The sequence below is a fragment of the Paenarthrobacter sp. YJN-5 genome (assembly GCF_015040095.1).
Lineage (GTDB): Bacteria > Actinomycetota > Actinomycetes > Actinomycetales > Micrococcaceae > Arthrobacter > Arthrobacter ureafaciens.
On sequence record NZ_CP053544.1, the window covers coordinates 4500444 to 4526515 of the forward strand.

General features: G+C 62.2%; 24 protein-coding genes, 2 tRNA genes and 1 pseudogene. 11 read left to right on the plus strand and 16 right to left on the minus strand.

Annotation, left to right across the window (positions count from 1 at the left end; genetic code table 11):
- Positions 1–5 precede the first annotated feature (5 nt).
- Positions 6–1937 carry a Stk1 family PASTA domain-containing Ser/Thr kinase gene (pknB, locus tag HMI59_RS20895; RefSeq protein WP_193592410.1) on the plus strand — a complete coding sequence of 644 codons (1932 nt, stop codon included), beginning with the start codon at positions 6–8 and terminating at the stop codon, positions 1935–1937.
- Between the two features lie 102 nt (positions 1938–2039).
- Here pknB and HMI59_RS20900 read toward each other — a convergent pair whose 3' ends face one another.
- From HMI59_RS20900 to HMI59_RS20910, 3 genes are read right to left on the minus strand one after another with little or no spacing between them, the layout of a single operon-like run.
- Complete coding sequence (locus HMI59_RS20900; RefSeq protein WP_021473189.1) at positions 2040–2681, minus strand: aminodeoxychorismate/anthranilate synthase component II; 642 nt, start codon at positions 2679–2681, stop codon at positions 2040–2042.
- Positions 2678–2848, minus strand: a complete 171-nt coding sequence (locus HMI59_RS20905) for a hypothetical protein (protein WP_021473188.1) — start codon at positions 2846–2848, stop codon at positions 2678–2680. The genes HMI59_RS20900 and HMI59_RS20905 overlap by 4 nt, the downstream gene beginning before the upstream one ends.
- A gap of 3 nt (positions 2849–2851) precedes the next feature.
- Entirely contained in the window at positions 2852–3571 is a 720-nt protein-coding gene (locus tag HMI59_RS20910) for a class E sortase (RefSeq protein ID WP_193593852.1), read from the minus strand.
- A gap of 263 nt (positions 3572–3834) precedes the next feature.
- On the opposite strand from HMI59_RS20910, the gene HMI59_RS20915 reads away from it, so the two are divergent.
- The 7 genes from HMI59_RS20915 to HMI59_RS20945 all read left to right on the plus strand — a co-directional run bounded on the left by HMI59_RS20915 (position 3835) and on the right by HMI59_RS20945 (position 8578).
- Positions 3835–4089, plus strand: a complete 255-nt coding sequence (locus HMI59_RS20915; protein ID WP_021473186.1) for a cell division protein CrgA — start codon at positions 3835–3837, stop codon at positions 4087–4089.
- Positions 4090–4143: 54 nt separating this feature from the next.
- A complete protein-coding gene (locus HMI59_RS20920) occupies positions 4144–4653 on the plus strand; it encodes a methylated-DNA--[protein]-cysteine S-methyltransferase (protein WP_193592411.1) in 510 nt (169 codons plus the stop codon).
- Positions 4653–5192: an RNA polymerase sigma factor gene (locus tag HMI59_RS20925; protein ID WP_021473184.1), complete on the plus strand. Its 540-nt coding sequence runs from the start codon at positions 4653–4655 to the stop codon at positions 5190–5192. The genes HMI59_RS20920 and HMI59_RS20925 overlap by 1 nt, the downstream gene beginning before the upstream one ends.
- Positions 5189–5815: a methylated-DNA--[protein]-cysteine S-methyltransferase gene (locus tag HMI59_RS20930; RefSeq protein WP_193592412.1), complete on the plus strand. Its 627-nt coding sequence runs from the start codon at positions 5189–5191 to the stop codon at positions 5813–5815. Before HMI59_RS20925 ends, HMI59_RS20930 begins: the two co-directional genes overlap by 4 nt.
- Positions 5812–6528 carry an alpha-ketoglutarate-dependent dioxygenase AlkB gene (locus tag HMI59_RS20935; protein WP_021473182.1) on the plus strand — a complete coding sequence of 239 codons (717 nt, stop codon included), beginning with the start codon at positions 5812–5814 and terminating at the stop codon, positions 6526–6528. Before HMI59_RS20930 ends, HMI59_RS20935 begins: the two co-directional genes overlap by 4 nt.
- A gap of 72 nt (positions 6529–6600) precedes the next feature.
- Positions 6601–7203 carry a DNA-3-methyladenine glycosylase I gene (locus tag HMI59_RS20940; protein ID WP_021473181.1) on the plus strand — a complete coding sequence of 201 codons (603 nt, stop codon included), beginning with the start codon at positions 6601–6603 and terminating at the stop codon, positions 7201–7203.
- Positions 7204–7945: 742 nt separating this feature from the next.
- Complete coding sequence (locus HMI59_RS20945; protein WP_021473180.1) at positions 7946–8578, plus strand: GyrI-like domain-containing protein; 633 nt, start codon at positions 7946–7948, stop codon at positions 8576–8578.
- Positions 8579–8659: 81 nt separating this feature from the next.
- On the opposite strand, the gene HMI59_RS20950 is transcribed toward HMI59_RS20945, so the two are convergent.
- Both HMI59_RS20950 and HMI59_RS20955 read right to left on the minus strand, forming a co-directional pair.
- A complete protein-coding gene (locus HMI59_RS20950) occupies positions 8660–9514 on the minus strand; it encodes a rhomboid family intramembrane serine protease (RefSeq protein ID WP_031216759.1) in 855 nt (284 codons plus the stop codon).
- Between the two features lie 6 nt (positions 9515–9520).
- Positions 9521–10063 (minus strand): peptidylprolyl isomerase, encoded by a 543-nt coding sequence (locus tag HMI59_RS20955; RefSeq protein ID WP_062094361.1) that lies wholly within the window; start codon positions 10061–10063, stop codon positions 9521–9523.
- Positions 10064–10218: 155 nt separating this feature from the next.
- Here HMI59_RS20955 and HMI59_RS20960 point away from each other — a divergent pair, with 155 nt between their 5' ends.
- Together HMI59_RS20960 and HMI59_RS20965 are read left to right on the plus strand one after the other, a co-directional pair.
- Positions 10219–11172, plus strand: coding sequence for a hypothetical protein (locus tag HMI59_RS20960; protein WP_021473177.1), 954 nt, complete (start codon positions 10219–10221; stop codon positions 11170–11172).
- Positions 11173–11360: 188 nt separating this feature from the next.
- The gene (locus tag HMI59_RS20965) at positions 11361–12239 is read left to right on the plus strand and encodes a glycosyltransferase family 2 protein (RefSeq protein ID WP_193592413.1); all 879 of its coding nucleotides are present in this window, start codon (positions 11361–11363) and stop codon (positions 12237–12239) included.
- 28 nt (positions 12240–12267) lie between these two features.
- On the opposite strand, the gene HMI59_RS20970 is transcribed toward HMI59_RS20965, so the two are convergent.
- Positions 12268–13176 carry a DMT family transporter gene (locus tag HMI59_RS20970; RefSeq protein ID WP_021473175.1) on the minus strand — a complete coding sequence of 303 codons (909 nt, stop codon included), beginning with the start codon at positions 13174–13176 and terminating at the stop codon, positions 12268–12270.
- 117 nt (positions 13177–13293) lie between these two features.
- On the opposite strand from HMI59_RS20970, the gene HMI59_RS20975 reads away from it, so the two are divergent.
- Positions 13294–15288, plus strand: coding sequence for a beta-N-acetylglucosaminidase domain-containing protein (locus tag HMI59_RS20975; RefSeq protein WP_193592414.1), 1995 nt, complete (start codon positions 13294–13296; stop codon positions 15286–15288).
- Between the two features lie 117 nt (positions 15289–15405).
- Here the strand turns inward: HMI59_RS20975 and HMI59_RS20980 are convergent.
- The 10 genes and pseudogenes from HMI59_RS20980 to dnaN all read right to left on the minus strand — a co-directional run bounded on the left by HMI59_RS20980 (position 15406) and on the right by dnaN (position 25517).
- A tRNA-Ala gene (locus HMI59_RS20980) sits at positions 15406–15481 on the minus strand.
- A gap of 70 nt (positions 15482–15551) precedes the next feature.
- A complete protein-coding gene (locus tag HMI59_RS25815; protein ID WP_217376508.1) occupies positions 15552–15671 on the minus strand; it encodes a DLW-39 family protein in 120 nt (39 codons plus the stop codon).
- 41 nt (positions 15672–15712) lie between these two features.
- Positions 15713–15786, minus strand: a tRNA-Ile gene (locus HMI59_RS20985).
- A 113-nt stretch (positions 15787–15899) separates the two neighbouring features.
- Positions 15900–16568 carry a DUF3566 domain-containing protein gene (locus HMI59_RS20990; RefSeq protein WP_031216756.1) on the minus strand — a complete coding sequence of 223 codons (669 nt, stop codon included), beginning with the start codon at positions 16566–16568 and terminating at the stop codon, positions 15900–15902.
- Positions 16565–19237: a DNA gyrase subunit A gene (gyrA, locus tag HMI59_RS20995; RefSeq protein WP_021473171.1), complete on the minus strand. Its 2673-nt coding sequence runs from the start codon at positions 19235–19237 to the stop codon at positions 16565–16567. Before gyrA ends, HMI59_RS20990 begins: the two co-directional genes overlap by 4 nt.
- A gap of 63 nt (positions 19238–19300) precedes the next feature.
- A complete protein-coding gene (gene gyrB / locus HMI59_RS21000) occupies positions 19301–21376 on the minus strand; it encodes a DNA topoisomerase (ATP-hydrolyzing) subunit B (RefSeq protein ID WP_021473170.1) in 2076 nt (691 codons plus the stop codon).
- 338 nt (positions 21377–21714) lie between these two features.
- On the minus strand, positions 21715–22269 hold the full coding sequence (locus HMI59_RS21005) for a DUF721 domain-containing protein (protein ID WP_021473169.1): 555 nt from the start codon (positions 22267–22269) through the stop codon (positions 21715–21717).
- On the minus strand, positions 22256–23449 hold the full coding sequence (recF, locus tag HMI59_RS21010) for a DNA replication/repair protein RecF (RefSeq protein WP_062094349.1): 1194 nt from the start codon (positions 23447–23449) through the stop codon (positions 22256–22258). Before recF ends, HMI59_RS21005 begins: the two co-directional genes overlap by 14 nt.
- Before the next feature lie 22 nt (positions 23450–23471).
- Positions 23472–24389, minus strand: a pseudogene (gene gnd / locus HMI59_RS21015) (phosphogluconate dehydrogenase (NAD(+)-dependent, decarboxylating)); the annotation flags it as partial.
- 3 nt (positions 24390–24392) lie between these two features.
- Complete coding sequence (gene dnaN, locus HMI59_RS21020) at positions 24393–25517, minus strand: DNA polymerase III subunit beta (RefSeq protein WP_021473166.1); 1125 nt, start codon at positions 25515–25517, stop codon at positions 24393–24395.
- Between the last annotated feature and the right edge of the window lie 555 nt (positions 25518–26072).

Sequence of the window (26072 nt, forward strand, 5' to 3'; positions counted from 1 at the left end):
CAGTTATGACATCGTCACGGCAGGGTCCTGCACACCGGGAGGAGGGCACACCTGTGTCTGAGCAACGCATCCTCAACGGCCGCTATGAGCTGGGTGAGCTGATCGGTCGTGGCGGGATGGCTGATGTCTACCGCGGGACGGACACCCTGCTGGGACGGACCATAGCGGTGAAGGTACTGCGCGCCGACCTCGCCCGGGACCCCCAGTTCCAGGCCCGGTTCAAGCGCGAAGCCCAGGCAGTAGCTGCCCTGAACCACGCCTCCATTGTGGCCATCTTCGATACAGGCGAATACTCCATCCCGGGCGGGCCCGGCGAGGACGTGCGTGTTCCCTACATCGTCATGGAATTCGTGGCAGGACGCACCCTGCGGGACATGATCAAGGCCAAGGAACTGACAGTCGAGGGCTCCATCGGCTACACCTTGGGAGTCCTGTCGGCCTTGGAATACAGCCACAGGGCGGGGATCGTCCACCGCGACATCAAGCCTGCCAACGTGATGGTCTGCGCCGATACGGGCGAGGTCAAGGTCATGGACTTCGGCATCGCCAGGGCAATGGCTGATTCTTCCGCGACCATGACCCAAACCCAGGCCGTTGTGGGCACCGCCCAGTACCTTTCCCCGGAGCAGGCCCGCGGCGAAACAGTCGATGCGCGGAGCGACCTCTACTCGGCCGGCTGCCTGCTCTACGAATTGTTGACCGGCAGGCCGCCGTTCGTTGGTGACAGTCCCGTCTCCGTCGCGTACCAGCATGTTCGGGAAACCCCGGACAAGGCCAGCATCCACAACCCCGAGGTGTCCGAGGCATTGGACTCCGTCCTGGCCAAGGCCCTGCAGAAAAACCGCGACGACCGGTTCCAGGACGCCGCTGCGTTCCGCCGTGCGTTGAGGGCGGCCAGCAACGGCGTCCCTGTACCTGCCGTTCCGGCCAGCGAGGCGCCCACGGACCCCAACGACCTCGTGGACGACGACAATCCCTCCACACAGCTGCTCAGCGCCACCGCCGTCGGATTCCTCAACGTCGACCAGATCAATGACGATCCCGAGCACGCCGACTACGCGGAGCCACAGGGCTATGCCCTCAGGCAGGCGGATGACGACCTTCCGCTCGGCCTCCCGCCGGAACGCGAGCGTACAGCGCGGCAGAAGTCCCGCCGTCGTGCTTGGGCGGCAACCCTGGCAATCTTCACCATCCTGGTCCTCGCCGGGGCCGGGTTCTGGATCTACAGCGTGGTGAACGCGGCGCCGCCGGCACCCGCCAAAGTTGCCGTACCTGCGGTGGCCAATATGTCCGAATCACAGGCTCTCCAAGAGCTCTATGGTGCCAAGCTGGTTCCCAAGACCACGCGGGTAGCGAGCGACACCGTGGCGAAAGACATGGCCATAGGCACGTCCCCGGATGCGGGAGCAATGCTGGAACAGAACGCCGAAGTGGTGCTCAACATCTCCAGCGGTCCCAGCTCGGTCACCATCCCCAAGGACATAGCCGGGCGGACGGAATCCGATGCCCGCGACTACCTGAAGCGCCTGGGCATTACCGGCGCCATTTCCACCGTCCGGACGCACAGCCCCACGGTGCCCTTCGGCCTGGTGATCACCACGGGACCGGCCCCGGGCGCACCCATTGCAGCGGGCTCCAACGTTGAGCTGCAGGTGTCTTCCGGACGCGTCCTGATGCCCCAGCTCGCAGGCCTCACCCAAGCCGAGGCGGAGGCTCTCCTGAAGGAAAACGGCCTGCTGATGGCCGTCGTCGAACAGGAGAATACACAGGTTGAACCGGGCAAGGTAACGGCCCAGAGCGATGCCGCCAACACCGAAGTGGAGCAGGGGAAGACCATCACGGTAACGCTGGCCAAGGCGCCCGCCCCGGAGCCGAGACCAACCCCCAAACCCACGGAAACGGACAAGCCGAAGCCGACGCCCACCAAGAAGGACTAGGGGCGCCCTGACGGCCGCGCCCGCCAGCCTCCGCGTGCTGCTCCTTCGTCGCTTTGACGCACGCTTCCGGCTGCCGGCCCGCGACAGTCAGTGCCGGCTTTCCTAGTGCTGGATCAGCGGGCTCAGTTTGGCCGCGCGTTCAGCTGCGCCGTGCATTCCCAGGGACTCGAGCCAGTTGCCGAGCATCTGGTAGCCGCCCTCGGTGAGCACGGATTCCGGGTGGAACTGGACTCCGCACAAAGGTGCCGTCTTGTGCTGCAGGCCCATCACTACACCGTTGGTGGTCTCGGCAGTGATCTCCAGGACGTCGGGAATGGAGTCACGCACCGCGGCAAGCGAATGGTAGCGCGTTGCGGTGACGGGGGAGGGCAGGCCCGCGAAGACGCTCTTGCCGTCGTGCCGGACCGGTGACGTCTTGCCGTGCATGAGCTCCGGGGCGTGCGTGACGACTCCGCCGTATGCTTCCGCAAGTGCCTGATGGCCGAGGCACACGCCGAACATGGGCTTGCCATTCTCGCCGCACCACTTGATGAGGTCGATGCAGACGCCGGCTTCCGCCGGCGTGCCCGGGCCCGGTGAGATCAGGACGCCGTCGCGCGCTGCGGCGAGCTCCTTCGCTTCGGCAAGGGTTACGTCGTCATTCCGGACGACCGTTGTCTCGGCCCCGAGCTCCTGAAGGTATCCAACAAGGGTGTAAACGAAGCTGTCGTAGTTATCCACGACCAGGATTTTTGCTGTGCTCATGGCTGCTGCACTGAACCAATCGTTGAGTCGGTCAAGGTGGTGAACTGGGAAACCCAGGGGAACAGGAACTCGATCATCAGGATCACGGCTACCGCCACGAGTACCACTGATGTCAGGATCCGGACCCACAAGGGGCCCGGAAGATTGCGGAATATCCATGCGTACACCGGTTACCCCTTTCCTTGGGCCTGGGCTACTTGGGCGGCGATTTCCGACGGCGGGCCGGCTGAGGAAGGCTGCCAACTGTCCAGGATGGAGTAGGCAATGATCCGTTCCTGAGACCCGAAGCGAGGATTGCAGCTGGTCATGGTCAGGAAGCTTTCCGTGGGAGTGGCCTCCGGCTGGGTGGGCACGGGCAGCAGCACGTCGGTTTGGCTCGGGAGGACGATCTGGTTATTGCGGAACACGTAGGTGTAGTAGCCGTCCTTGGTCTGGACGTAGACCTTGTCCCCGGGCACCAGGGTGTGGATGCTGTCCAGGACGGCTCCGTGAGTCTGGCGGTGGCCTGCCACCGCAAAGTTCCCCACAGCGCCGGGCATGCTGGTGCTTCCGTAGTGGCCCAGGCCCAGCGTGTCCAACACATCGGAACCGGTTCCCTCGATGATGGGGCGCGTGTAACCCGGACCGAAGCGCGGGATGTACATGATGCCGATTGTTTGACCGTACCCCGGGGCTGCTGAAACCACCGGAGGGCCGTAGTCAGCAGGGGCGGGCGCCGGCTCCACAGGACCGGAGAGTTCCTGCGCGAAGCTCTTTACCGCCTCCGACTGCTTGGCGTCTGCCTCGACGTTGGTCCACCACAGCTCCCAGGCAACGAAGAGAAGCAGTACGATTCCTGCGGTGATCAGGAGCTCGCCCAGAATTTGGATGATCTTGCGGATAACGTCCATCGGTCCGGTCTTCCGGCGCGGTGGTCTCTTTCGCAGGTCCTGGGCAGGGGGCGCTACAGCAGTGGTTGACGACTGCTGGTGCGCCACGGGATCTCCTCGTTTCAGGGGGCGCGGGCGGCGCGGGCGGCCCCTTGGTTGCGGCTAGACTTGACAGCTAGTACCACCCCGGAATGCCGCGTGGCCGTTGACCGCTGGAATTTTCCTTCCTGCAGGATACCAAGGCATGCCGTTACGGGTTTAGTTGCATCAGCCAAGGAGGATCCGTGCCCGAGTCCAAGCCCCGCAAGCGGCCTGCCCGTCAGGAGCAGCAGACTTCCGCAGCGCAGCAGTACAAGCCGAACCCCGTGTGGTTCAAGCCGGTGATGTTCGGCCTGATGATCCTCGGCCTGCTGTGGATCATCACGTTCTACATCACCGAAGGTCAGTTCCCGGTACGGGACTGGGCTTCGTGGAACATCGTGGCCGGTTTCGGCATCGCAATCGTGGGCTTCCTGATGACCACGCGCTGGCGGTCCTGACGCCGCCGGGAAAGTCCCACCTCACGTTTTCCTGCCCGTGAACGTCTACAGGGTATGAGCACCAGGCACACCACCATGGATTCCCCGCTGGGGCAGTTGACGCTGACTGCCAGCGGGCAGTTCCTCACGGGCATTTTCTACGAGGGCCATTGGCACCTGCCGCCTGCGGATTACTTCGGCTCATTGGCCGCTGGCGGGGATCCCGTTTTCTCACGGGCGGAAGCCGAATTGGCCGAGTACTTGGACGGGAACCGAACACACTTCGAGGTGCCCTTCAAAGTGCGGGGAAACCAGCTCCAGGAAAAAGTCTGGCATCGCCTGCAGTTGATCCCCTACGGGGACACGGTCACCTACGGGCAACTGGCAACCGAACTCGGCGATCCCCACCTTGCCCAGGCGGTGGGCTCCGCAGTGGGACGCAATCCGCTCAGCATCATTGTTCCGTGCCACCGCGTGGTGGGAAGCACGGGCCGTCTCACTGGTTACGCGGGCGGCTTGGACAATAAGAGATTCCTTTTGGAATTGGAAGAACCTGCGGCTGTCAAAGAGAGCAAGCTCTTCTGATGGGGCCAATTCCCCCGGCATCCCCAAAGAAACCGTTCGAAACCGTGGTCCAGGAACACGGCGCCACGGTCCTGCGAGTGTGCCGGGCCATAGTTGGCATTCACGACGGCGAGGATGCTTGGTCCGAGACTTTCCTGTCTGCGCTGAAGGCCTATGGAGACCTTCCGGCAGATGCTAACACCGAGGCCTGGCTTGTGACCATTGCCCACCGGAAATGCATCGACATCCTGCGTGCGTCGATTCGGAGGCCGGTGCCGGTACAGCAAACGCCCGAGGTGCCCTCGATCCTGGGTGTGCCGGGTGAGGGGCAGGCGGAACTACTGGACGCCGTCGGTCAACTGCCGCCAAAGCAACGTCAGGCGATCGCTTACCACTATCTTGTCGGGCTTCCTTACAAGGACGTTGCGTCCCTTGTGGGCGTAACTCCGGACGCTGCCCGCCGGGCCGCAGCGGACGGCATCAAAGCTCTTCGGACTGCCCTCGGCCGGCCTTCACCCACCGTTCTATTGCCGACTGCTTTGAGAGGAGTACCCGGATGACCTCCGTGGCACAGGAACCCGGCGATGTGGGCACCATGTTGAAGCCCTTGGACTCCGGGCTGGAAGCTTCACTGGTGGCCCTTCGTGCCCGCTTGGCCCGTGCGGCGTGGGAAGACCACTCCCTGGATATCGTCTACCGGGTGGTGGAGTCACCGGTCGGAAGGCTCCTCTTGGCCGCTACCGCACGGGGCATGCTCCGGGTAGCTTTCCAACTCGAAGACCACGCGTTGGTACTTCAACAGCTTTCCAACACCGTCAGCCCACGCATCCTTGAGGCTCCCGGCTTGCTGGACGAGGCCGCCCGCCAACTCGATGAATACTTCAGCGGCCAGCGCCGGACGTTCAACCTCCCGTTGGATTTCAGCCTCTCGCGCGGCTTCCGCCTGGACGTCCTCCATCATCTACCGCACATTGCCTATGGAACCACGGAGAGCTACTCGCAGGTGGCCAGGGCAGCGGGCAGTCCCAACGCAGTCCGGGCGGTGGGCACAGCCTGCGCCACCAATCCTCTGCCGGTTATCGTGCCATGTCACCGGGTGGTCCGGACCGATGGAACCTACGGAGGGTATCTCGGCGGCACGGAAGCGAAACGAACTCTCCTGACCTTGGAGGCCGCGGCATGACCGAGGACGCCCTGTTCCCGGTCGAGCTCGTCCAGCCGCAGGGGAACCACTCCGGCCCGCGTCTGGTCGCACCCGGCGCAGTGCACGTTCCCGGTTGGCTCACCGATGAGCAACAGCGCTGGATCGTGGCCCGGTTTGGGGAGTGGACACAGGGTCCGGTGCCACTGCGTGCGGCCACGTTGCCGGGCGGCCACCAGATGTCCGTCAAGACCGTATGCCTGGGCTGGCACTGGCAGCCGTACAAGTACACGCGGGAAGCAACCGACGTCAATGGCCGCCCTGTCCTCGATTTCCCCGACTGGATGGTTCGGTTGGGCAAGAAGGCAGTCTCAGAGGCATATGCGCCGGAGTTGGTCCAGGACGCCTCCCTGTGCGGCCTGGCCGAGGGCTACGCACCGGACGCTGCACTGGTGAACTTCTACGGCGATGGCGCGGCCATGGGGATGCATCAGGACAAGGACGAACGGTCCAGTGAGCCTGTGGTGTCCATCAGCATTGGCGACTCCTGCGTATTTCGGTTCGGAAACACCCGGACCCGTACCAAACCCTACGAGGACGTGCAGTTGCGGTCGGGCGACCTGTTTGTGTTCGGCGGGCCATCGCGATTTGCCTACCACGGCATCCCCAAGGTCCACCCCGGCACGGCACCCTCGGATTGCGGTCTTTCCCACGGCCGCATCAACATCACCATGCGCGTCACCGGGATGTCGTAGCCCGCGGGCACAATATCCCCAACGGGGAAATCCGATGCCGGGTTTTCCACACTTAGCCAAAAGGAGCTACGAATGAATCCCGCGGAGAACGGCACGGTCATTGGCGGGGACGGCCTGGCACGGCCTGCGTGGGCGGCTTCGGATCCCCTGATGCAGGCTTACTACGACCATGAATGGGGAATGCCTGTCCGGGACGAGCAGGGGCTATATGAACGCATCAGTCTGGAAGGTTTCCAAGCCGGGCTGTCCTGGGCCACCATCCTTCGGAAGAGGGAAGCGTTCAGGGAAGCCTTCCTTGATTTCCATCCGGAGAGCGTGGCCACCTTTACCGAGGCTGATGTGGAGCGGTTGATGCTGAATGCGGGCATCGTGCGGAACCGCCTCAAGATACGTGCAACGATCACCAACGCCAAAGCCACCATTGCCCTCCGTGAGGAAGGTGGGCTGGTTGACTTTGTCTGGTCATTTCAGCCCGACAAGACGCCCGCTCCCAAAACCCTCGCGGACATTCCCACGACGTCGCCCGAGTCCATAGCGCTGTCCAAAGCGCTCCGGAAGAAGGGCTTCGCTTTCGTTGGCCCCACCACCATGTACGCCCTCATGGAAGCTGTGGGAATCATCGACACCCACTTGGTGGACAGCCATCGACGCGGCTCCTCGGGCGTCTGGAACTGAGCGCTCCGCAGGCTTCGAACTAGCTCCGCGGGCTTTGACGAACTACGCCAAGGCCCAGCGGGTGCCCGGCAGCGTCCTTACCTTCCACAGAAGTGCGTAACTTTATCCACAGCCGTGGATAACTTCTGTGGACATCCACGGAACTGGCGCAAAAAGCCCCGGACTGGTGCGTTCTCCGGGCTACCCGGCAGTAGCAACCGGGTTTTACCCACTGTGTACGAGGCTGTGGATATTGCAGGTTCATTCGGGCAAAGTTCATCCACCCGAGCTTGTGCGTGTTCGCCGACGTTCGAACAATCCCCTGGAAGACGTCCTAACAGAGTTACCCACTTAACAACAACGAGCCGCTCACAAGTTATCCACAGATGGGGAAAAGTTGTGGGTATAGCGGCGGAAACCCTTGTCATGGCAGGCCTCAGAGCCCGCAGGAGCTCCGAAACTACACGACTGTAAGTTATTAACAGTGTTGATAACTCTGTTGATAGGCGCTTATTAACAGGCGGATTAACAGCTTTTTCCACACCTCTGCCCTCAGGGCTTCTCTTGTCCACAAATAGCCTCCCGCAGGGGACAAAGTTATCCACAGATGTGGATCAACACATGCCAAACGGGGGATATCTGCCCTATTTCACCCGCCGGCTGGCCTTCGCGGTGCTAACTACACGTATGTAAGTTACTCACAGTGTGGATAACATCTGTGGATAATGCCGGAGCGGGGGATGACCTGCATCGAGGAGGAGCGGTGGGCGCACAGTCCAACACCAAGGTCGACTTCAAGAAGGAGATCACAAGCTACAAGGCCACGGCAGGAACGTTCGCACTGGTCAAGGTACCGGAGCTGCAATTCCTCATGATCGACGGCCACGGCGATCCCAACACCGCCCAGGCTTACAGGGATGCCTTGGAAACGCTGTATCCGGTCGCGTACAAGCTGAAGTTCTTCAGCAAGCAGGAACTCGGCCGGGACTACGGCGTGATGCCGCTGGAAGGTCTGTGGTGGTCTGAGGACATGGCCAGCTTCACCACGGAACGGGATAAGTCCCGTTGGGACTGGACCATGATGATCATGACGCCTGACTGGATCACCCCGGGGCACGTAGACGCTGCAGTGGAGGCCGTACGGAGCAAGGGTGGAGCGCCGGCATTGGAGTCGCTGCGGCTGGCCTCGTTGAATGAGGGACTATGCGTCCAGACCCTGCACACAGGCCCATACGACGCAGAGGGCCCGGTTCTGGAAGAGATGCACAAGGACTTCATCCCTTCGCACCGTCTTCGGCCCACAGGGAAACATCACGAGATTTATTTGTCCGACGCGCGGCGGACTGCTCCGGAGAAGCTCAAGACAATCCTGCGGCAGCCCGTAGCCCGGAACTAACCCTCCCAACTGGGTCGCATTTGTGCGCGTTTTGCCCCCTCAAAACGTGCACAAATGCGACCTAATTGGGCGGCACAGCAGCTAGCCTGAAGAAACGCGGAACCAGGTGACGATTGCCAGCAGTGCCCCCACCAGGACCAAGCCTCCCGCTTGGAGCAGCCCTTGGTTCTTGCCGCGGGGGGCATATGCGATGGCAGCGGCCGCAAGGCCGCCCGTGATCAATCCGCCGAGGTGCGCCTGCCAGGCAATGCCCTGGACGAAGAAACCGATTGCTCCATTGATGGCTATCAAGACCCACAGCTGGCGGGTTTCCCCACCGCGGTGCCTTTGGACCACCAACATTGCCCCGAAGAGACCGAAGATCGCCCCCGAGGCACCCACCACGCCTATGACGGGGCGGTCCGGGGTGAGGAGCAGGAATCCAATGGAACCGCCCACGGCGGACAGCAAATAAACGGCCAGGAACCGGACCCGCCCGAGCAGCGGCTCAAGGGCTTGTCCGAAGATCCACAAGGTGTACATGTTCAAGACGATGTGGAGAAGGAAACTTTGGGAGTGGAGGAACGCAGCCGTCAGCATCCTCCATGGCTCACGGTCTGCAAAAACGTTGGCAAAAGCGAACTGCTGGTAGACAGCCTCGCCGGGCAGCAGCCACTGCAGAACGTAAACCAGTACGCATAGTGCGATGATCGCGTACGTCACCAAGGGCTTGCCAACGGCCAACGCGCCGCCGTAAGGGGCCCGGTAGGCCGGCGTCGTACGCTTTTGTTCGTTGACGCAGTCAACGCATTGGAACCCGACGGCGGCCGCCCGCTGGCACTCCGGACACGCAGGGCGCCCGCAACGCTGGCACCGTACGTATGAAGGCCGGTCCGGGTGCCTGGGGCACACCGGGATGTCAGCGGACGGCTCGGCCGACGGAATTCCGTAGCTCATGAAGGACTAGAGCTGTTCGATGTCGATGCTGTTGATGACGACGTCTTCAACAGGACGGTCGCCCATGCCGGTGCGTACGCCCTCGATTGCGTCAACAACCTTGCGGGACTCCTCGTCGGTGACCTCGCCGAAGATGCTGTGCTTGCCGAACAGCCAGTCGGTGTTCACCGTGGTGATGAAGAACTGGGAACCGTTGGTGCCCTTGCCCATCTGGACGCCCGCGTTGGCCATGGCCAGCTTGTACGGAGCGTTGAAGGTCAGCTCGGGGTGGATTTCGTCGTCGAACTTGTAGCCGGGTCCGCCGACGCCGCGGCCGAGGGGATCGCCGCCCTGGATCATGAAGTCCTTGATGATCCGGTGGAAGATGGTGCCGTTGTAAAGCGGTGTGCCGGTCTTGTCCTCGCCGGTCTCCGGGTGGGTCCAGGACTTTTCGCCAGTGGCCAGGCCAATGAAGTTGGCAACGGTCTTGGGGGCGTGGTTGCCGAAAAGGTCAACCTTGATGTCGCCCAGGCTCGTGTGAATTGTGGCTTTTGCTGTTGCAATGGTCATGCGTCCCATTCTTTCATGCAGGGTCAACGCCGCCACTGGCCGTGAAGCCGGTTCCGCGCTCGGTGAAATCGGGCAAGAATCTTGACGATGAATAGCCCACGAACTTTGGGGCACGTAGGCTAGCAACAAACGAGCATGTGTATCGGGAGGTAGTTGTGAAGAAATCAGACCGTATTGCCCGCGACCTTGAGCACACAGTTGTGGCCAGCGTGGATAACGCCCGCGACTGGGCAGCGCCACGTGTAGAGGCAGCTGTCAACTGGGCTGTTCCGCGAATCCAGCACGGCATTGACACCGCTTCCCCCAAGATCCAAGAGGGACTGAAGTCGGCCGCACACAACCTCGCCGACGGCGTGGAGAAGGTCACGCCGCGGATCCAGGACGGGCTGGCCCAGCTGGCTCCCAAGATCCACGACGCTGTTGAGGATGCAACGCCCAAGATCCAGGAGACGCTCAACCGCGCCACGCCTGCCCTCGGCGTTGCCCGGGACAAGGTAGTGGAAGAGTACTTGCCCAAGCTTTCCGAACAGCTGGGCCACGCATCGGTTGCGGTCCACCATGTTCTGGAGAATGCACCGGCACAGGTCGATGCAGTCGCCCAGCGCCTGGTTGAGTCCGGCGTCGTCCATGGCGTCCAGGAACAGGCGCAGGCCACCAGCAAACAGATCAAGGCTGTGGCGGAACAGACCAGCAAGGCAGTCAGCAAGCAGCTGGCTACCCAGCAGAAGCCCAAGAAGCGCGGCTGGCTGGTTGTCACGGTCATTGCCGCCGCGGTTGCCGCCGGCGTCGCTGCGTGGAAGGCCGCCAAGCCGGTGGAGGACCCGTGGAAGACACCTTCCCCGGTAACGCCGACCCCCGCTCCGGTTCCTGCGGACGCAGCAGCCTCCGCAACTGCAGCAGCTGCGGCCCCGGCTGAGTCCAAAACTTCCGACCTCACCCCGGAAGAAGCCAAGGCAGAAGTAGAGCAGGCCACCAAGGACGCGTTCGCGAAGACCGAGGACAACGCCTCCAACGTCGCCACGGACGCAAAGACGGCAGTGAAGAACATTGCTGCTGCCACCCACAAGGACGAGGACAAGGGCACGGACTCCAAAGATTCCGCTCTCTAGTTCAAGCCATCGGCTGCGTTCGATCAGCAAACCATGAAGGGATCCCGGTTAGCCGGGGTCCCTTCATTGTTTTCCAGGCCAGGCAAGTTCCCAGCCAGGCAACTTCCCGGCCCGACCTTCCCGCCAAGAGACCTTCCCACACCGAACAGTCCGCTGGGGCTCCGGGACCGGGTGCTAGATTTGAAATGATGTCAGCTGATAGACCCTTCGAGGGTGAACTCAAGGAGCGCGCGGAACCTCCGGGCGTTTCAATTGTCATCCCGGCGTACAACGAGGAAAGCGTCATACGCCAGTGCCTCATCGCGGCCATTTATCAGTCTGTTCCTGCGAAGGAAATCATCGTGGTGGACAACTTGTCCAAGGACCGCACGGCGAAAATTGTTCGCCGGATGCAGCAGGAATATCCGGAGAGCCCCATCATCCTGCTGAAGCAAGTGGACGTCCAAGGCCTCATTCCCACGCGGAACTACGGCCTCAATAGCGCCACCGGCGACATCATCGGCAGGATCGATGCCGACTCGGTCCTGGAACCTGACTGGGTGGAGCAGGTCCAGAAGGCCTTCGCCGATCCCACCGTTCAGGCAGCAACGGGTCCGGTGGTGTACTACGACATGCCTATGCGCCGTTTCGGCCTTAAGGCAGACGACAAGATGCGCCAGCTCATGCTGCGCCTGGCGAAGCACCAGTACCACTTCCTGTTCGGCTCCAACATGGCGCTTCGCCGTTCGGCGTGGGAAACCATCAGGGATGAAGCCTGCCTGGATGAGAAGGACGAAATGCATGAGGACATCGATCTCTCACTGCACCTCGCCGAACACGACCTCCGCATCCAGTACTGGCCCCAGATGGTGTCTGGAATGTCAGCGCGCCGGCTTGAGGACTCGCCCCGGGATTACCGCTACTACGTGACGCGCTTTGACCGCACTTACAAGGCCCACAACGTCAAGAAGATGGCACTGAAGGCGCCGATGGTGGTGTTCTTCTCCGTGTACTTCCCGGCTAAGCTCCTCCGGGCAATCCACGCTGCCAACGCGGTTTCCGGCGGCGTCCGCCGCGGCGGTCTCTGACACCGCGTCAAGTACGACGGCGGCTGGTTCAGTCCGTTCCCAGCTCAGCTTCGCGCCGGTCTGCCCGCGCACGCCCCCTCCGCTGCCCGGACACCACCACGGCGAGTCCCACCAGGATCAAGGCCAGGCCGGCGTAGGTCCCGCCGGGCAAGGTCTCATTGAGGAAGATTGCCGCCAGGATGGCCGCTCCCGGAATCTCCAGCAGGATGATCATGGAGACCACCAGCGGACTCATGGTCGCCAAGAGATGGTTGAAGGCGGTGTGGCCTACCAGTTGCGCACACACGGTGATGGCAAGAATCCCAAGCCACCCTCCGGCGTCGAACCCTGCCAGCGGCTGCCCGCTGAACAACGCCATGACAGCCACCAAAGCCGCGCACATCCCGTAGCAAAGCGTGGTGTAAGTTCCGGTTCCCATTGACTGGCGCGCTTTGCCGCCCGCGAGGGTGTAGAGCCCTGCCAGGGCGCCGCCGGCCAGGGCCAGGACGTCACCAATAAGCGCATCCGTGGACGAGCCCATGTCGAATCCCGTGATGGCACCGACGCCGCCGAATGCGATGCCCAGGCCCAGCAGGACGGGCCAGCGGTGGCGGGTTCCCCTGAACAGTTGGAAGACGGCGATCCACGCGGACTGCAGGCACACCAACGCCGTAGCGGCGGCGACGGACGTCAGCTGCAACGCCGTAATGAAACAGGCAAAGTGGAAAGCCAATGCCACGGCAGCCACGGCGGACCAGCCGAACTCCCGGCGGGTTATTCCTGTGAATTGCCTCGGTTCGCGGACCGCCACGGGAAGGGCCATCACGACGGCAGCTATGGCGTTCCGCCAGAACGCGATCGCCAAGGCAGTTACCGAGGTAGCACCGAGCGTTCCGGCGATGAGTGGTCCGGATGAGGCTACGCCCAGTACACCCAGGGCCGAAATGAGGAGATTCACGGATCAACCTTAGTTCGGCGGGGACTGCGCATTACCCCTATCTGTGGAGGAAACAGTGTGATTGTCTTGACACATCATTCCAGCCGGCCGGAGACGGCGAATCCAAAGGGCTACCGATTGAATGCAACATCCGCTCGCGCAGGCTCCCGGCGACGCCGCTTCCTGCTGCTTTCCGTCGCCGGTTTGCTGGTTGCTGCGGTCATCGCCGGCTGGTTCGTCACCGCGCGGGAGGTGCCCGGCGGGCAGGACCGTTCCCGGGGGGATTTGCCCGCGGTTCATCCCGTACCGCAGCACGCAATGTCGCAGCCCGGCGAATCAGTACCCCTCACCGGACGGGTCCACGTGGTCGCTGCCCCCGGAACCGACCAGCCGGCCCTGGACGCGCTACTGGACGTGATAGCCGCTGCCGGTGGCACCGCGGAGGTGGTCGCAGCCCTCGACAAGCCGTCGGAGGGTTCCTCAGCCGTCTATCTCGGCCTCGGTGGTGAGGCATCTCCGGCACGTTCCGCCTTGAGGGCCTTGGGACCGGAGAGGCCCGAGGACGGGGAGGCCCTGGAACGGGCGGAAGGGTACGTGGTCGCCACTGGAAAGTTGGAGGGGATTCCGACGGCGGTCCTGGTCGGCCACGATGGCGACGGCGTCTTCCACAGCGTGCAAACGCTGCGGCAATTGCTCAAGGCCGGATCGGTCCCCGCGCTGCATGTCAGCGACTGGCCCCTGATGGAAACCCGGGGTGTGATCGAGGGGTTCTACGGCACGCCGTGGTCGCACCAAGCCCGCCTGGACGTCATCAGCTTCGCGGGGCGGCAGAAAATGAACACCTATATCTATTCACCCAAAGACGACCCCCTGCTCCGGGAAAAGTGGCGGGATCTCTATTCAGCACAGGAACTCACGGAACTCCAGGAGCTCATAGAGGCAGCAGAGGCCAACCATCTCAGGTTTACGTACGCGCTCTCACCGGGCATCGATGTTTGCTACTCCCGGGACTCGGACCTTGAGGACGCCATCACCAAACTCGAGTCGCTGTACGGCCTTGGCGTCCGGTCCTTCGTCATTCCGCTGGATGACATTGCTACCAAGGTCCAATGCCCGGAGGACGTGGAGGAGTTCGGCTCCGGCCCATCCAATCTTGCCAAGGCGCAGGCCACCTTCCTGAATTCCTTGCAGGAGCGCTTCACCGCCGGGAAGCAAGACCTCCAGCCGCTGGAAACAGTGCCCACTTTCTACACAGGTTCCGGAAGCAACCCCTACAAGAGACAGCTGGGCCGGCTGCTCGATCCCGCCATCGTGGTGCAGTGGACGGGTGAAGACGTGGTCTCGCACAGGATCACGCGGGATTCGGCCCAGACTGCCCGGCGGAGCTACGGTCGCGAGGACGCGGGCCGGCCGATCGTCATTTGGGACAACTATCCCGTGAACGACTTTTCACAGGACCACTTGTTCATGGCGCCACTGATCGGCAGGGACGCCGATCTGTACCAGTCCGTGCAGGGCATCGTCACCAACCCCATGATCCAGCCCTACCTTTCGTTGCCCGCCATCTTCAATTACGCGGACTTTTCATGGAACGGTCCGGCGTACCGTCCACAGGAATCCATGGACGCGGCCCTCGCCCAGCTCGCCGGCCCGGATCAGCAGGTCCAAGCCGCCGTGAGAGCATTCGTGGACCTGAACCAAGACTGGCAGGACGACGAACTCACGCCTTCGGCTCCCGCCCTCCGCCGGGACATCCGGCAGTTCTGGTCGGATTACGACGCCGGAAAGGCACCTTCGGGAGATTTGCTCCATCGCGCTGAGCTGCTGCAGAAACTGCCTGAACTCCTGCCGCGGATGGCAGAGCCGGGCTTCGCTGTCGACGCTGAGCACTGGGCTGCTGCCGCCGCGGAGTACGGGCGCGGGGTGCAGGAGGCCATTGCCATGCTGGAAGCTGCACGGCGGGGCGACTCGGAGAGCGTGGCCGAAAGCCGCCGCAACGTGAACAGTGCCCTTACTGCAGCAGGGGCGAGAACTCAGCCGACGCTGGCACTCGGCGTGGTGACCCCCGTCTTCGGCGACGGCGAGTTGAAGACGTTTCTGGAGGACGCCCTGCGACGGGCGCCGGGTACCTGACCCCATGACGCGCCCGGGATTTACACACGTTTTGTCCTATAACCCCCTATAACCCCGAAAAGCGGTCCGCTGGTTAAAAACAAAAGTCCCGGTCATTTCTGACCGGGACTTTCCTTATGGTGGAGGCAAGGGGACTCGAACCCCTAACCCCCTGCTTGCAAAGCAGGTGCGCTACCAATTGCGCCATGCCCCCATAAGAAGCAACCCGTCTATCATACCCTACGTTCAGACCCGTTTTTACCGGGTCCGGCCGGGCTCTTCGGCTAGTCGACCTTGTCGGTTGACTTGCTCCAGACATCCTTCCGGGCTTCGGACTCCTGGGCCTTTTTGAAGACCAGGACACCTGCGATCGCCGCTGCAACTACAACCAGCAACTTCTTCACAAGTACCTCATTCCGGTTCAGTTTCCTGAACCTGGGTTCCGTGGGCGTACCAGGACTTGAACCTGGGACCTCTTCGTTATCAGCGAAGCGCTCTAACCGCCTGAGCTATACGCCCCGATGCCTCATCGGGCCGAGATATGACTGTACAGCACATCCCGGCCCGATCTCAAATCGAGGCCCGGATCCCCTTCTTTACGCCATTTTTCCGCGTATTTCCGGGGGTTTCTACTAGTCGTCCGTCAGGGTCACGCCGATGCCACCAACCAGCGTTGCCGAAATGTTATACAAGACGGCCGAGAGCATGGAAAGGGCAGTCAGCAAAACCACGTTGACTACGGCAATGATCGTGGCAAAGGATGCCACCTGACCCAGGGATGCAATCTTCTTCAGCTCAAAACCGCTGCCCTCGGAACCTGCAAGCGTCCCCAGCAGGCTATCCACCTGGTTGAAGATGCCAGTGAGATCCAGAACAGTCCACAGCACGATGGCGGCCACCACGGTGACGATGCCAAGGGCAACGGACAGGAGGAACGCCATCTTGAGCACCGACCATGGATCCACCTTGCTGACCAGGAGCCGTGCGCGGCGTACCTTGGCCTTGGGGGCGGGCTTCACCAGTCCGGGTCCGCCTTGGGCGGGGCGCTGGGCAGTTGCTGCCGGGCGTTGGCCCGGGGCTCCGGCGGGGCGCTGCCCACTGGAAGCGGGACGCTGGCCCGGAGCTCCGGCCGGGCGCTGCGGAGCGCCGGAGGAAGCCGGACGTCCTTCTGAAGCGGCGGGAGCTCCACCCGGCCGCTGCTGGGGCCGGGCAGGCGTTCCTGATGGGGCGTTGCCTGATGGCTGCCGGAGTCCGCCGGGGACACCTGTGCTCGGCTTGGGATATGAGTCGGAATTACTCACTCGTTACCTCCGGTGTTGTCTTCATTCAGCGCCGCGCCGGCTTCGGTATCCGGATCTGCGTCGGTTTGCGTTTCTGACTCGACGAGCGCCTCGGCAGCGCTGTCTTCTGCAGCCAACGTTACGTCATCGTCCTGCCCGTCCTCGGACTCTTCGCCTTCCAATCCGCGTTCCGAGTTCCGGGCAACCTCGATGATTCGGTCGTTCTTGTCGGGCTTGGCGAAGATGACGCCCATGGTGTCACGGCCCTTCGCAGGCACGCCGCTGACGGCGGAGCGGACAACCTTACCGCCCTCCATGACCACCAGGACTTCGTCGTCTTCCTGCACGATCAGGGCACCCACCAGGTCCCCGCGGTCCTCTGCAAGCTTGGCCACCTTGATGCCCAAGCCACCGCGACCCTGCAGCCTGTATTCCTCGGCAGCGGTCCGCTTTGCATAGCCTCCCTCGGTGACCACGAAGACGAACGAATCGTCCTTGACGACATCCGCTGCCAACAATTCGTCATCTTCACGGAACTTCATGCCCGTAACGCCGGACGTTGCACGGCCCATGGGGCGCAGGGCGTCGTCCGTTGCCGTGAAGCGGATGGACTGGCCCTTCCGGGATACCAGGAGGAGATCATCCGATTCGCTGACCAGCTGGGCGGAGACAAGTTCGTCGCCATCGCGCAGGTTGATGGCAATGACGCCCGCGGACCGGTTGGTGTCGTAGTCCTCGAGCCTGGTCTTCTTCACCAGGCCGTTCTTGGTGGCCAACACCAAGTAGGGCGCCTGCTGGTAGTCGCGGAGATCAAGGACCTGCGCAATGTGCTCGTCCGGCTGGAAGGCAAGCAGGTTCGCGACGTGCTGGCCCTTCGCGTCCCTTCCGGCTTCGGCGAGTTCGTATGCCTTTGCGCGGTAGACGCGGCCAAGGTTCGTGAAGAACAGCAGCCAGTGGTGGGTGGTGGTCACGAAGAAGTGTTCAACGACGTCGTCACCGCGCAGCTGGGCGCCCTTGATGCCCTTGCCGCCACGCTGCTGCGAACGGTAATTGTCACTACGGGTCCGCTTGACGTAGCCGCCGCGGGTAATGGTGACCACCATTTCCTCTTCGGGAATGAGGTCTTCCACCGACATGTCGCCGTCGAACCCCATGAGGATCTGCGTCCGGCGGTCGTCGCCGTGCTTGGCAACGATTTCGGCGAGTTCTTCGCTGATGATCCGGCGCTGGCGTTCCTCGGAAGCGAGGATCGCGTTGTACTCCTCGATCATGGCTTCGAGTTCGGCATGGCGGTCCTGGATCTTCTGGCGTTCCAGGGCTGCCAGGCGGCGCAACTGCATATCAAGGATGGCCCGGGCCTGGAGTTCGTCGATTTCCAGGAGCTCCATGAGGCCTTCACGGGCAGCCTCCGTGGTGCTGGACGCACGAATAAGGGCAATGACCTCGTCGAGCATGTCCAGCGCCTTCAGGAGGGCACGCAGAATGTGTGCTTCTTCCTCGGCCTTGCGGAGGCGGTAACGCGTACGGCGTGCAATGACGTCCATCTGGTGCGCCACCCAGTGCCGGATGAAGGCATCCAGGCTGAGGGTGCGCGGAACGCCGTCCACGATTGCCAGCATGTTGGCGGAGAAGTTGTCCTGCAGTTGCGTGTGCTTGTAAAGGTTGTTCAGCACCACCTTGGCCACCGCATCACGCTTCAGCACGATCACCAGGCGCTGGCCCGTACGGCCGGAGGTCTCGTCGCGAAGATCGGCGATGCCTTGGATCTTGCCGTCCTTGACCAGCTCGGCAATCTTGATCGCAAGGTTGTCCGGGTTCGCCTGGTAAGGCAATTCCGTGACTACAAGGCAGGTACGGCCCTGGAGCTCTTCGACGTTGACCACGGCCCGCATGGTGATGGAACCACGACCGGTGCGGTACGCCTCTTCGATGCCCTTGTGACCGAGAATGGTGGCCCCTGTGGGGAAGTCCGGTCCCTTGATGCGCTTCATCAGGGCTTCCAGCAACTCTTCACGGGAGGCGCCAGGGTTTTCCAGAGCCCACTGCACGCCGTCGGCGACTTCGCGCAGGTTGTGCGGCGGGATGTTGGTGGCCATGCCGACGGCGATGCCGGAAGAACCATTCACCAGCAGGTTCGGGAAACGCGCCGGCAGGATGGTGGGTTCCTGGTTCTTGCCGTCGTAGTTGTCCTGGAAGTCGACGGTCTCTTCGTCGATGTCGCGGACCATTTCCATGGCCAACTGGGCCATCTTGGTTTCCGTGTAACGCGGAGCAGCAGCTCCGTCGTTGCCGGGAGAACCGAAGTTTCCTTGGCCGAGTGCCAAGGGGTAGCGCATGGTCCAGTCCTGGATCAGTCGAACCAACGCATCGTAGATCGCCATGTCACCGTGCGGGTGGTAGGTACCCATGACGTCACCCACAACACGGGCACACTTGTTGAACGCGCGGTCAGGGCGGTAGCCGCCGTCGAACATCGCATAGAGCACGCGGCGGTGGACGGGCTTCAGGCCGTCACGCACGTCGGGCAGGGCGCGGCCAACGATGACGGCCATTGCGTAGTCGAGGTACGACCGTTGCATTTCGGTCTGCAGGTCCACCTGCTCAACGCGGTCCGTCAGCACGTCGCCTTCAAGTACGGCATCCGTACCCTCGGGGTTTTCCGCCGGGACTTCAGGAGTTTCGTCACTCATAATCTAAGATTTCCGTTTCAGGTATATGTCGATTCAGGAATATTCAGGCCGTGATGATGGCTGCTAAATATCCAGGAACCTGACGTCCTTGGCGTTCTGCTGGATAAAGTTCCTGCGTGATTCAACGTCCTCGCCCATAAGGACGGAGAAGGTCTGATCGGCTGCAAGTGCGTCATCCATGGTGACTTGGAGGAGGGTCCGGCGATCGGGATCCATGGTGGTATCCCACAGTTCCGTGTAGTCCATCTCGCCAAGGCCCTTGTAGCGCTGGATGCCGTTCTCCTTGGGGAGCCGCTTGTTCATCGCAGCACCCTTGCGGATGGTTTCATCCCGTTCGCGATCACTGAACACGTAGTCATGCGCGGCGTTGGACCACTTGATCCGGTACAGCGGCGGCTGGGCCAAATAGACGTAACCGTTTTCGATGAGGGGACGCATGTAGCGGAACAGCAGCGTCATCAAGAGCGTGGTGATGTGCTGGCCGTCAACGTCGGCATCTGCCATGAGGACGATCTTGTGGTACCGGAGCTTCGAAATATCGAAGTCCTCGCCAATGCCCGTACCGAACGCCGTAATCATGGACTGCACTTCGGCGTTGCCCAGGGCTTTGTCCAAGCGTGCTCGCTCAACGTTGAGGATCTTGCCTCGCAACGGAAGGATGGCCTGTGTCTCCGGGTTGCGGCCGCGCTTGGCCGAACCGCCTGCGGAGTCACCCTCCACCAGATAGACCTCGCAACGTGAAGGATCCTTCGACGAGCAATCAGAGAGCTTGCCGGGCATGCCGAAGGACTCAAGCGGGCTCTTCCGCCGCGCATTGTCGCGGGCTTTACGCGCGGCCATGCGTGCCTGCGCAGCCTGGATGGCTTTCCGGATGACATCGCGGGCAGGACCGGGGTTGCGCTCCAACCAGTCACCGAGCTGATCGGTCACAACGCGCTGGACGAAGCCCTTGACCTCGGAGTTGCCCAGTTTGGTCTTGGTCTGGCCTTCGAACTGGGGCTCGGAAAGCTTCACCGAGATGACGGCGGTCAGGCCCTCACGGATATCATCACCCGTCAGGTTGTCTTCCTTCTCCTTGATGATGTTTTTCTCGCGTGCGTAGCGGTTGATGAGCGACGTCATCGCAGCGCGGAAGCCCTCTTCGTGCGTACCGCCCTCATGGGTGTTGATGGTGTTCGCGTACGTGTGGACGCTCTCGGAATACGCGGTGGTCCACTGCATGGCGACTTCCACCGAGATGTGCCGTTCGGTGTCCTCGGTTTCGAAGGCGATGACGTCCTCGTGGACGATTTCCACCTTCTTGTTGGAGTTCAGGTGCTTGACGTAGTCCAGCAAGCCGTCCGGGTATTCATAGACAACAGTGCGGTGTTCGGCTGCTACTTCACCTTCGGTGGCAACGGCGTCGAGGTCGAGCTCGTCGTCACCGGCCCGAGCAGCCGGGCGCTCATCCGTCAGGGTGATTTTCAGGCCCTTGTTGAGGAACGCCATTTGCTGGAAGCGGGCACGCAGGGTCTCGAAGTCGAACTCCGTGCTTTCAAAGATGGTGCCGTCCGGGTAGAACGTCTGGGATGTCCCTGTCTCTTCCGTGGCCTCGCCCTTGACGAGTTCGCCCTGCGGCTTGCCGCCGTCGGCGAAAGACATGCGCCAGACGTGGCCCTGCCTCCGGACTTCGGTCTCGACACGACGGGACAGCGCATTGACGACGGAAATACCCACGCCGTGAAGGCCGCCGGAAACGGCGTAACCGCCGCCGCCGAACTTGCCTCCGGCGTGCAGGATGGTCATGACCACTTCAACCGTGGGCTTGCCTTCGGAGGGGTGGATGTCAACGGGGATACCGCGGCCGTCGTCAACCACTTTCACTCCGCCGTCAGCCTGCAGCGTCACCTCGATGTGGCTGCAGTAGCCGGCCAAAGCTTCATCTACAGAGTTGTCCACCACTTCATAAACCAAGTGGTGCAAACCGCGCGGACCGGTGGAACCGATGTACATGCCGGGGCGTTTGCGTACGGCTTCGAGGCCCTCCAGCACGGTGATGTCGCTGGCACCGTATTCCCTTGGCGTTTGCGCCTCACTCTGCGTGGGAGCAGCCTCCTCTGCGGGCTCTACTGCCAAGGTCTCTGCATTGTCGTTAGCCACAGGCGCTTTCGACTCCTCTGTGTTCGATGACGGCCGTTCCCTTGACGGCTCACGGATGACCGCAAGCCGTCAAGGGCACGTGACTGATTGCGCCGATTACTCCGGCGTGAGGGGTCCTGGTTCCCGACTGGCGGATTCCAAAGCCCTGACGACGTTTCATCGGCGCTCAGTGATCTGTGCCAATTCTATCGTGGAAAAACGCTAATCCCTGCAAATAAGGGGGCGGCTCACAGCTGAATATGCCGATGAGAGGCCATTGGCCCTATCGTGGACGGCCCTGCGGAGGTGGACGTGGGGGCCTATACGCCCCAGGGTCCTTGAAACGCCCTGCACGGCGCTCAGCCGTATGTGTCCCGGGGTCCGCGACCGTTGACACTGCGGCCGCCTTTCCGCCAGCTCGGTGCCGAGGGTCCGAGGACCTGGATGCTGGTGACGACGCCTTCACCGAGTTCCTTCCGGAACAGCTCAAGCAAGCTCGAACTCAGCAGGCGCAGCTGCGTTGCCCACGCGGTTGAATCGCAGCGCACATGGAGGGTTGTGTCCGTGAAGCTCTCAGGCGTGCAGTGCGCCGAGATGTCCGGCCCCACCAGGGTGGCCCATTCAGCCATGACGGAGCCCACGGCAACGGGTGACGTCCAGCCGCGTTCGGCCACCAGGCGTCCAACCACTTTTCCCAATCCCAACGGGTCGCGGCCGCTTCCATGGAATTGCGAGAAGCCTTTGGTTCCCCGGAGCCCGGTTCGTTTTTGAGTCGTCCCCGGCCGGGGTGCCCGCTGACGCACTTCGCCTCGCGCCGCGGCCGCCTCGCGCATCCTGTTCAGGGCCGCCTGGGCAGCGTCGATCTGGTCGGGAACCCGGTCGGGTTGGAGTCCGTCAGCGTCACCCTTCACCATCGATGCCTCCCGGAACAACGGTTACGCGCCGTCCGGCCAGCTCCTCCGGAATATCGGCGTCGACTGCGGCCGTCACGAGCACCTGCTCGGCGCCGGCCACGATTGCTGCCAGTTTACGCCGTCGCTGGACGTCCAACTCGGCGAAGACGTCGTCAAGAATGAGAATGGGCGCGGTCCCGCCGGTGCGTGCATCATCGAGCATGACGTAGTAGGAAGCCAAGCGCAGGGACAAACACATGGACCACGTCTCGCCGTGCGAGGCGTACCCCTTGGCCGGTGCCTGGCCGAGCATCAGCTCGAGCTCGTCCCGATGCGGGCCAACCAGCGAGATCCCGCGTTCGAGTTCCTTCTTGCGGGCCACGGCAAAGGCTTGGATATAGCGTTCGGTGAGTTCGTCCACGGACAACTGCCGGAGTTCCTCGCCCGACGGCGGGCCTTGCGTGGGCTGTTCGGCCGGACCGCCGTCGTCGTCGAGTACGCCTTGGATGGTTGAGCGGTAAACCGCGCCGGCGATCTTTGAACCGTCGGTGAGTTGCGCGTAAGCGCTGTTCAGGTGCGGGCGGAGGCGTTCCACCAACTCGAGCCTTGCGTGCAGAAGCTGTGCACCGGCACGGGCCATATGCTGGTCCCAGACGTCAAGGGTTGCCTCATGGCCCGCGGTGAATTTTCCGGTTCGGGCAGATTTCAGGAGGGCGTTACGCTGCTTCAGGACGCGGTCGTAGTCACTGCGTGTGGCAGCATGCCGCGGCACCAGGCTGACCAGGAGTTCATCCAGGAAACGCCGCCGGTTGGAGGGGTCTCCCTTGACGAGAGCCAAGTCTTCCGGGGCAAAGAGCACTGTTTGGCATATGCCGAGGATGTCCCTCGCCCGTACCGGATTTCCGCGGTTGATGCGTCCGCGGTTGGCCCTGCCGGCATTGATCTCGACTTCGATGATGCTTGACTGTTCGCCGCGGACCAGTCGGGCGCGGATCATGGCACGCTCGGTGCCGAACCTCAGCAGCGGGGCATCGCTGCTCACACGGTGGGAGCTGAGGGTGGCCAAGTACCCGATGGCTTCCATGAGGTTGGTCTTGCCGATGCCGTTTGACCCCACCAGGACGGTGACACCCGGCCCGAGCTTGAGGTCTACCTGTGCATAGCTACGGAAATCCGTGAGCGAGAGATGTTCCAGATACACGCTGTTCGTGTGGCTCCTGCGGCTAGTTGGCCGGACGGGTGGCGTGGCCGCCGAACTGGTGGCGCAGCGCTGAGACCATCTTCATGGCAGGTGAAGTGTCCTCGCGGGACGCGAACCGGGCAAAAAGCGCCGCCGTGATTGCCGGAGCCGGGACCGCGTTTGCGATCGCTTCTTCCACTGTCCAGCGCCCTTCACCTGAATCCTCGACGTAGTCATCGATCGAGGCGAGGCCCGGGTCCTCGTCCAGTGCCTTGACCATCAAGTCAAGCAACCAGGAGCGGACAACGGTGCCCTTCTGCCACGCCCGGAACGTACCGGGAAGGTCCTTCACGATGTCCTTGGCCGCCAGCAATTCATAGCCTTCGGCATAGGCCTGCATCAGGCCGTATTCGATGCCGTTGTGCACCATCTTTGCGTAGTGGCCTGCGCCCACACCGCCTACGTGCACAAAGCTGTCCGCCCTTTCGCCCTCGGGACGGAGGGCATCAAAGACCGGCATGGCAAGTGCGATGTCTTCTTCCGAGCCCCCGGCCATCAGGCCATATCCGTTCTGAAGTCCCCAGACGCCACCGGAAACACCGCAGTCAGCGAAACGGATTCCCTTTTCGGCCAACGCGGCGGCGTGCTTTTGGTCTTCGGTGAAGCGGGAGTTCCCGCCATCGATGACGAGGTCGCCCTCGCTCAACTTCCCGCGCAGCTCGTTCACAACCGCGTCAGTGATTTCGCCGGAAGGAACCATCACCCAGACCAACCTCGGCGTAGGCAGCGCGGCGATCAGTTCATCCACCGAAGCTACGTCCGTGACGTCCGGATTGCGGTCAAAGCCTGTTACCTCAATGCCACCGTTCCTCATGCGTTCCCGCATGTTGAACCCCATTTTTCCAAGGCCAATCAGTCCGATGTGCACGCTGTGAACTCTTTTCTGCGTAGGTGGCGGTAGTGGCTAGTTGGGAAGGCGGACAGGCATCACGAGGTAGCGGTAGTCGTCCTGGTCTTCGCCATCGGCCTCTGCCTGCGCCGTGATCATGGCGGGTTTGGGAGCTGACGTGAAGGAGAAGCGCACGTATTTCGTTTCGATGACGCTGAGGCCTTCAACCAGGTAGTGCGGGTTGAAGGCTACCGTGATGTCGTCGCCTGAAAGTTGTGCCTCGAGTTCTTCGGAGGCCTGGGCGTCTTCGCCCGTGCCGGCATCCAGGTTCAGCAGGCCCTGGGTGAAGGCGAGGCGCACCGGTGTGTTGCGTTCGGCAACCAAGGACACGCGGCGTACGGCTTCCACGAGTTCCTGGGTCTGGACCGTGGCATGGATCGGCGTTGAATCCGGGAAGAGCGAGCGGATCTTGGGGTAATCACCGTCAACCAACAACGACGTGGTGGTGCGGCCGCCGCTCTCGAAACCAATGAGGCGGCTGTCGTCATCGGCCAGGGCGACGTTGATGTCACCGCTTCCGCCAAGGGTCTTTGCTACCTCGTTCAGGGTCTTGGACTTGACCAGGGCGCTGGTGGAAATGCCCGGAGTGACGGGTTTCCAGGGCACTTCGCGCATGGCAAGCCTGTAGCGGTCAGTGGCAAGAAGGGTGATCATGTCATCCTCGATCTCCATGCGGACACCGGTGAGGATGGGCAGGGTGTCGTCCTTGCTGGCAGCGATGATCACCTGGGAGACGGCCTGCGCGAACGAATCACCCGGCAAGGTGCCGCTGATCGCAGGGAGTGCAGGCAATGCCGGGTACTCGGACTCGGGCATCGTTGCCAGGTGGAAGCTGCTTCGACGGCAGGTGAGGGTGACTTTGCTGCCGTCGGTTTCCACTTCCACCGGAGCTGACGGAAGGCTTCGGCAAATATCTGCCAAGAGTCGACCGGACACCAGGATAGTGCCCTCGGTGGTGATGTCAGCCGGGATCTCGAGGCGGGCCGAGGTTTCGTAGTCAAAGCTGGACAGGCTGACGGTTCCTGCCTCGGCTTTGAGGAGGAGGCCGGAGAGGACAGGCACCGGCGGCCGCGGAGACAACGACCGCGCGGTCCACGTAACGGCTTCTGCCAGGACGTCGCGGTCGACTCTGAACTTCACGGAGGGGTGCCGCCTTTCATTGCTGCCAAATAGTAGCTGCGGATTCCAGCCATGGAAGCCGCCAAAATTCCGCGTTCCAGGGTCCCGAGGTGCATGGTCCGCACACAAGGAACTACAAAACCAACCCAGGGATGGGAGCGCTGGTGACAGCTTAGCCGCAAGATCGGGGATTAACCCATCCCCGGCCGGCGTGACCCCGCCTATGTGGACAGTCCCCGGCCGGCCTGTGGCCGGTTGGAGTTCTCCCTCAGTGGTGCCTTGGAGCGTGGAGGAACGAGATTGTTATTTGAGGGATTTCAATTTTTTGGGATTCGTAGTGTTAATAACTGCTGTGGAAACTGTGGATAAGTGGCTTTCACCGCGCGGTTCCGCGGTTAAGCCCTGTTCACGGACTGTGCGTTAACTGGGTTTTAAACAGGGTGTGGATGGGGACAACCCGGAAGCCCGTTTTTAACGATCCACAGATGCCTTAAGGGTTTTAAGCCCATTAAGCGCGCTTGTCCCCTTAACAATCCACAGGGTTATCCACATGCGCCTGTTAATAAGGTATGTAGT

What these genes read in the sequence shown, in the direction of transcription:
- HMI59_RS20935 (WP_021473182.1), top strand. Translation starts at nt 5,812, where the DNA reads ATGACCGAGGACGCCCTGTTCCCGGTCGAGCTCGTCCAGCCGCAGGGG.
- HMI59_RS21005 (WP_021473169.1), bottom strand. Translation starts at nt 22,269, where the DNA reads ATGGTGAAGGGTGACGCTGACGGACTCCAACCCGACCGGGTTCCCGAC.
- HMI59_RS20900 (WP_021473189.1), bottom strand. Translation starts at nt 2,681, where the DNA reads ATGAGCACAGCAAAAATCCTGGTCGTGGATAACTACGACAGCTTCGTT.
- HMI59_RS20965 (WP_193592413.1), top strand. Translation starts at nt 11,361, where the DNA reads ATGTCAGCTGATAGACCCTTCGAGGGTGAACTCAAGGAGCGCGCGGAA.
- pknB (WP_193592410.1), top strand. Translation starts at nt 6, where the DNA reads ATGACATCGTCACGGCAGGGTCCTGCACACCGGGAGGAGGGCACACCT.
- HMI59_RS20930 (WP_193592412.1), top strand. Translation starts at nt 5,189, where the DNA reads ATGACCTCCGTGGCACAGGAACCCGGCGATGTGGGCACCATGTTGAAG.
- gyrA (WP_021473171.1), bottom strand. Translation starts at nt 19,237, where the DNA reads ATGAGTGACGAAACTCCTGAAGTCCCGGCGGAAAACCCCGAGGGTACG.
- HMI59_RS20925 (WP_021473184.1), top strand. Translation starts at nt 4,653, where the DNA reads ATGGGGCCAATTCCCCCGGCATCCCCAAAGAAACCGTTCGAAACCGTG.
- HMI59_RS20920 (WP_193592411.1), top strand. Translation starts at nt 4,144, where the DNA reads ATGAGCACCAGGCACACCACCATGGATTCCCCGCTGGGGCAGTTGACG.
- HMI59_RS20940 (WP_021473181.1), top strand. Translation starts at nt 6,601, where the DNA reads ATGAATCCCGCGGAGAACGGCACGGTCATTGGCGGGGACGGCCTGGCA.
- HMI59_RS20950 (WP_031216759.1), bottom strand. Translation starts at nt 9,514, where the DNA reads ATGAGCTACGGAATTCCGTCGGCCGAGCCGTCCGCTGACATCCCGGTG.
- HMI59_RS20910 (WP_193593852.1), bottom strand. Translation starts at nt 3,571, where the DNA reads ATGGACGTTATCCGCAAGATCATCCAAATTCTGGGCGAGCTCCTGATC.
- HMI59_RS20955 (WP_062094361.1), bottom strand. Translation starts at nt 10,063, where the DNA reads ATGACCATTGCAACAGCAAAAGCCACAATTCACACGAGCCTGGGCGAC.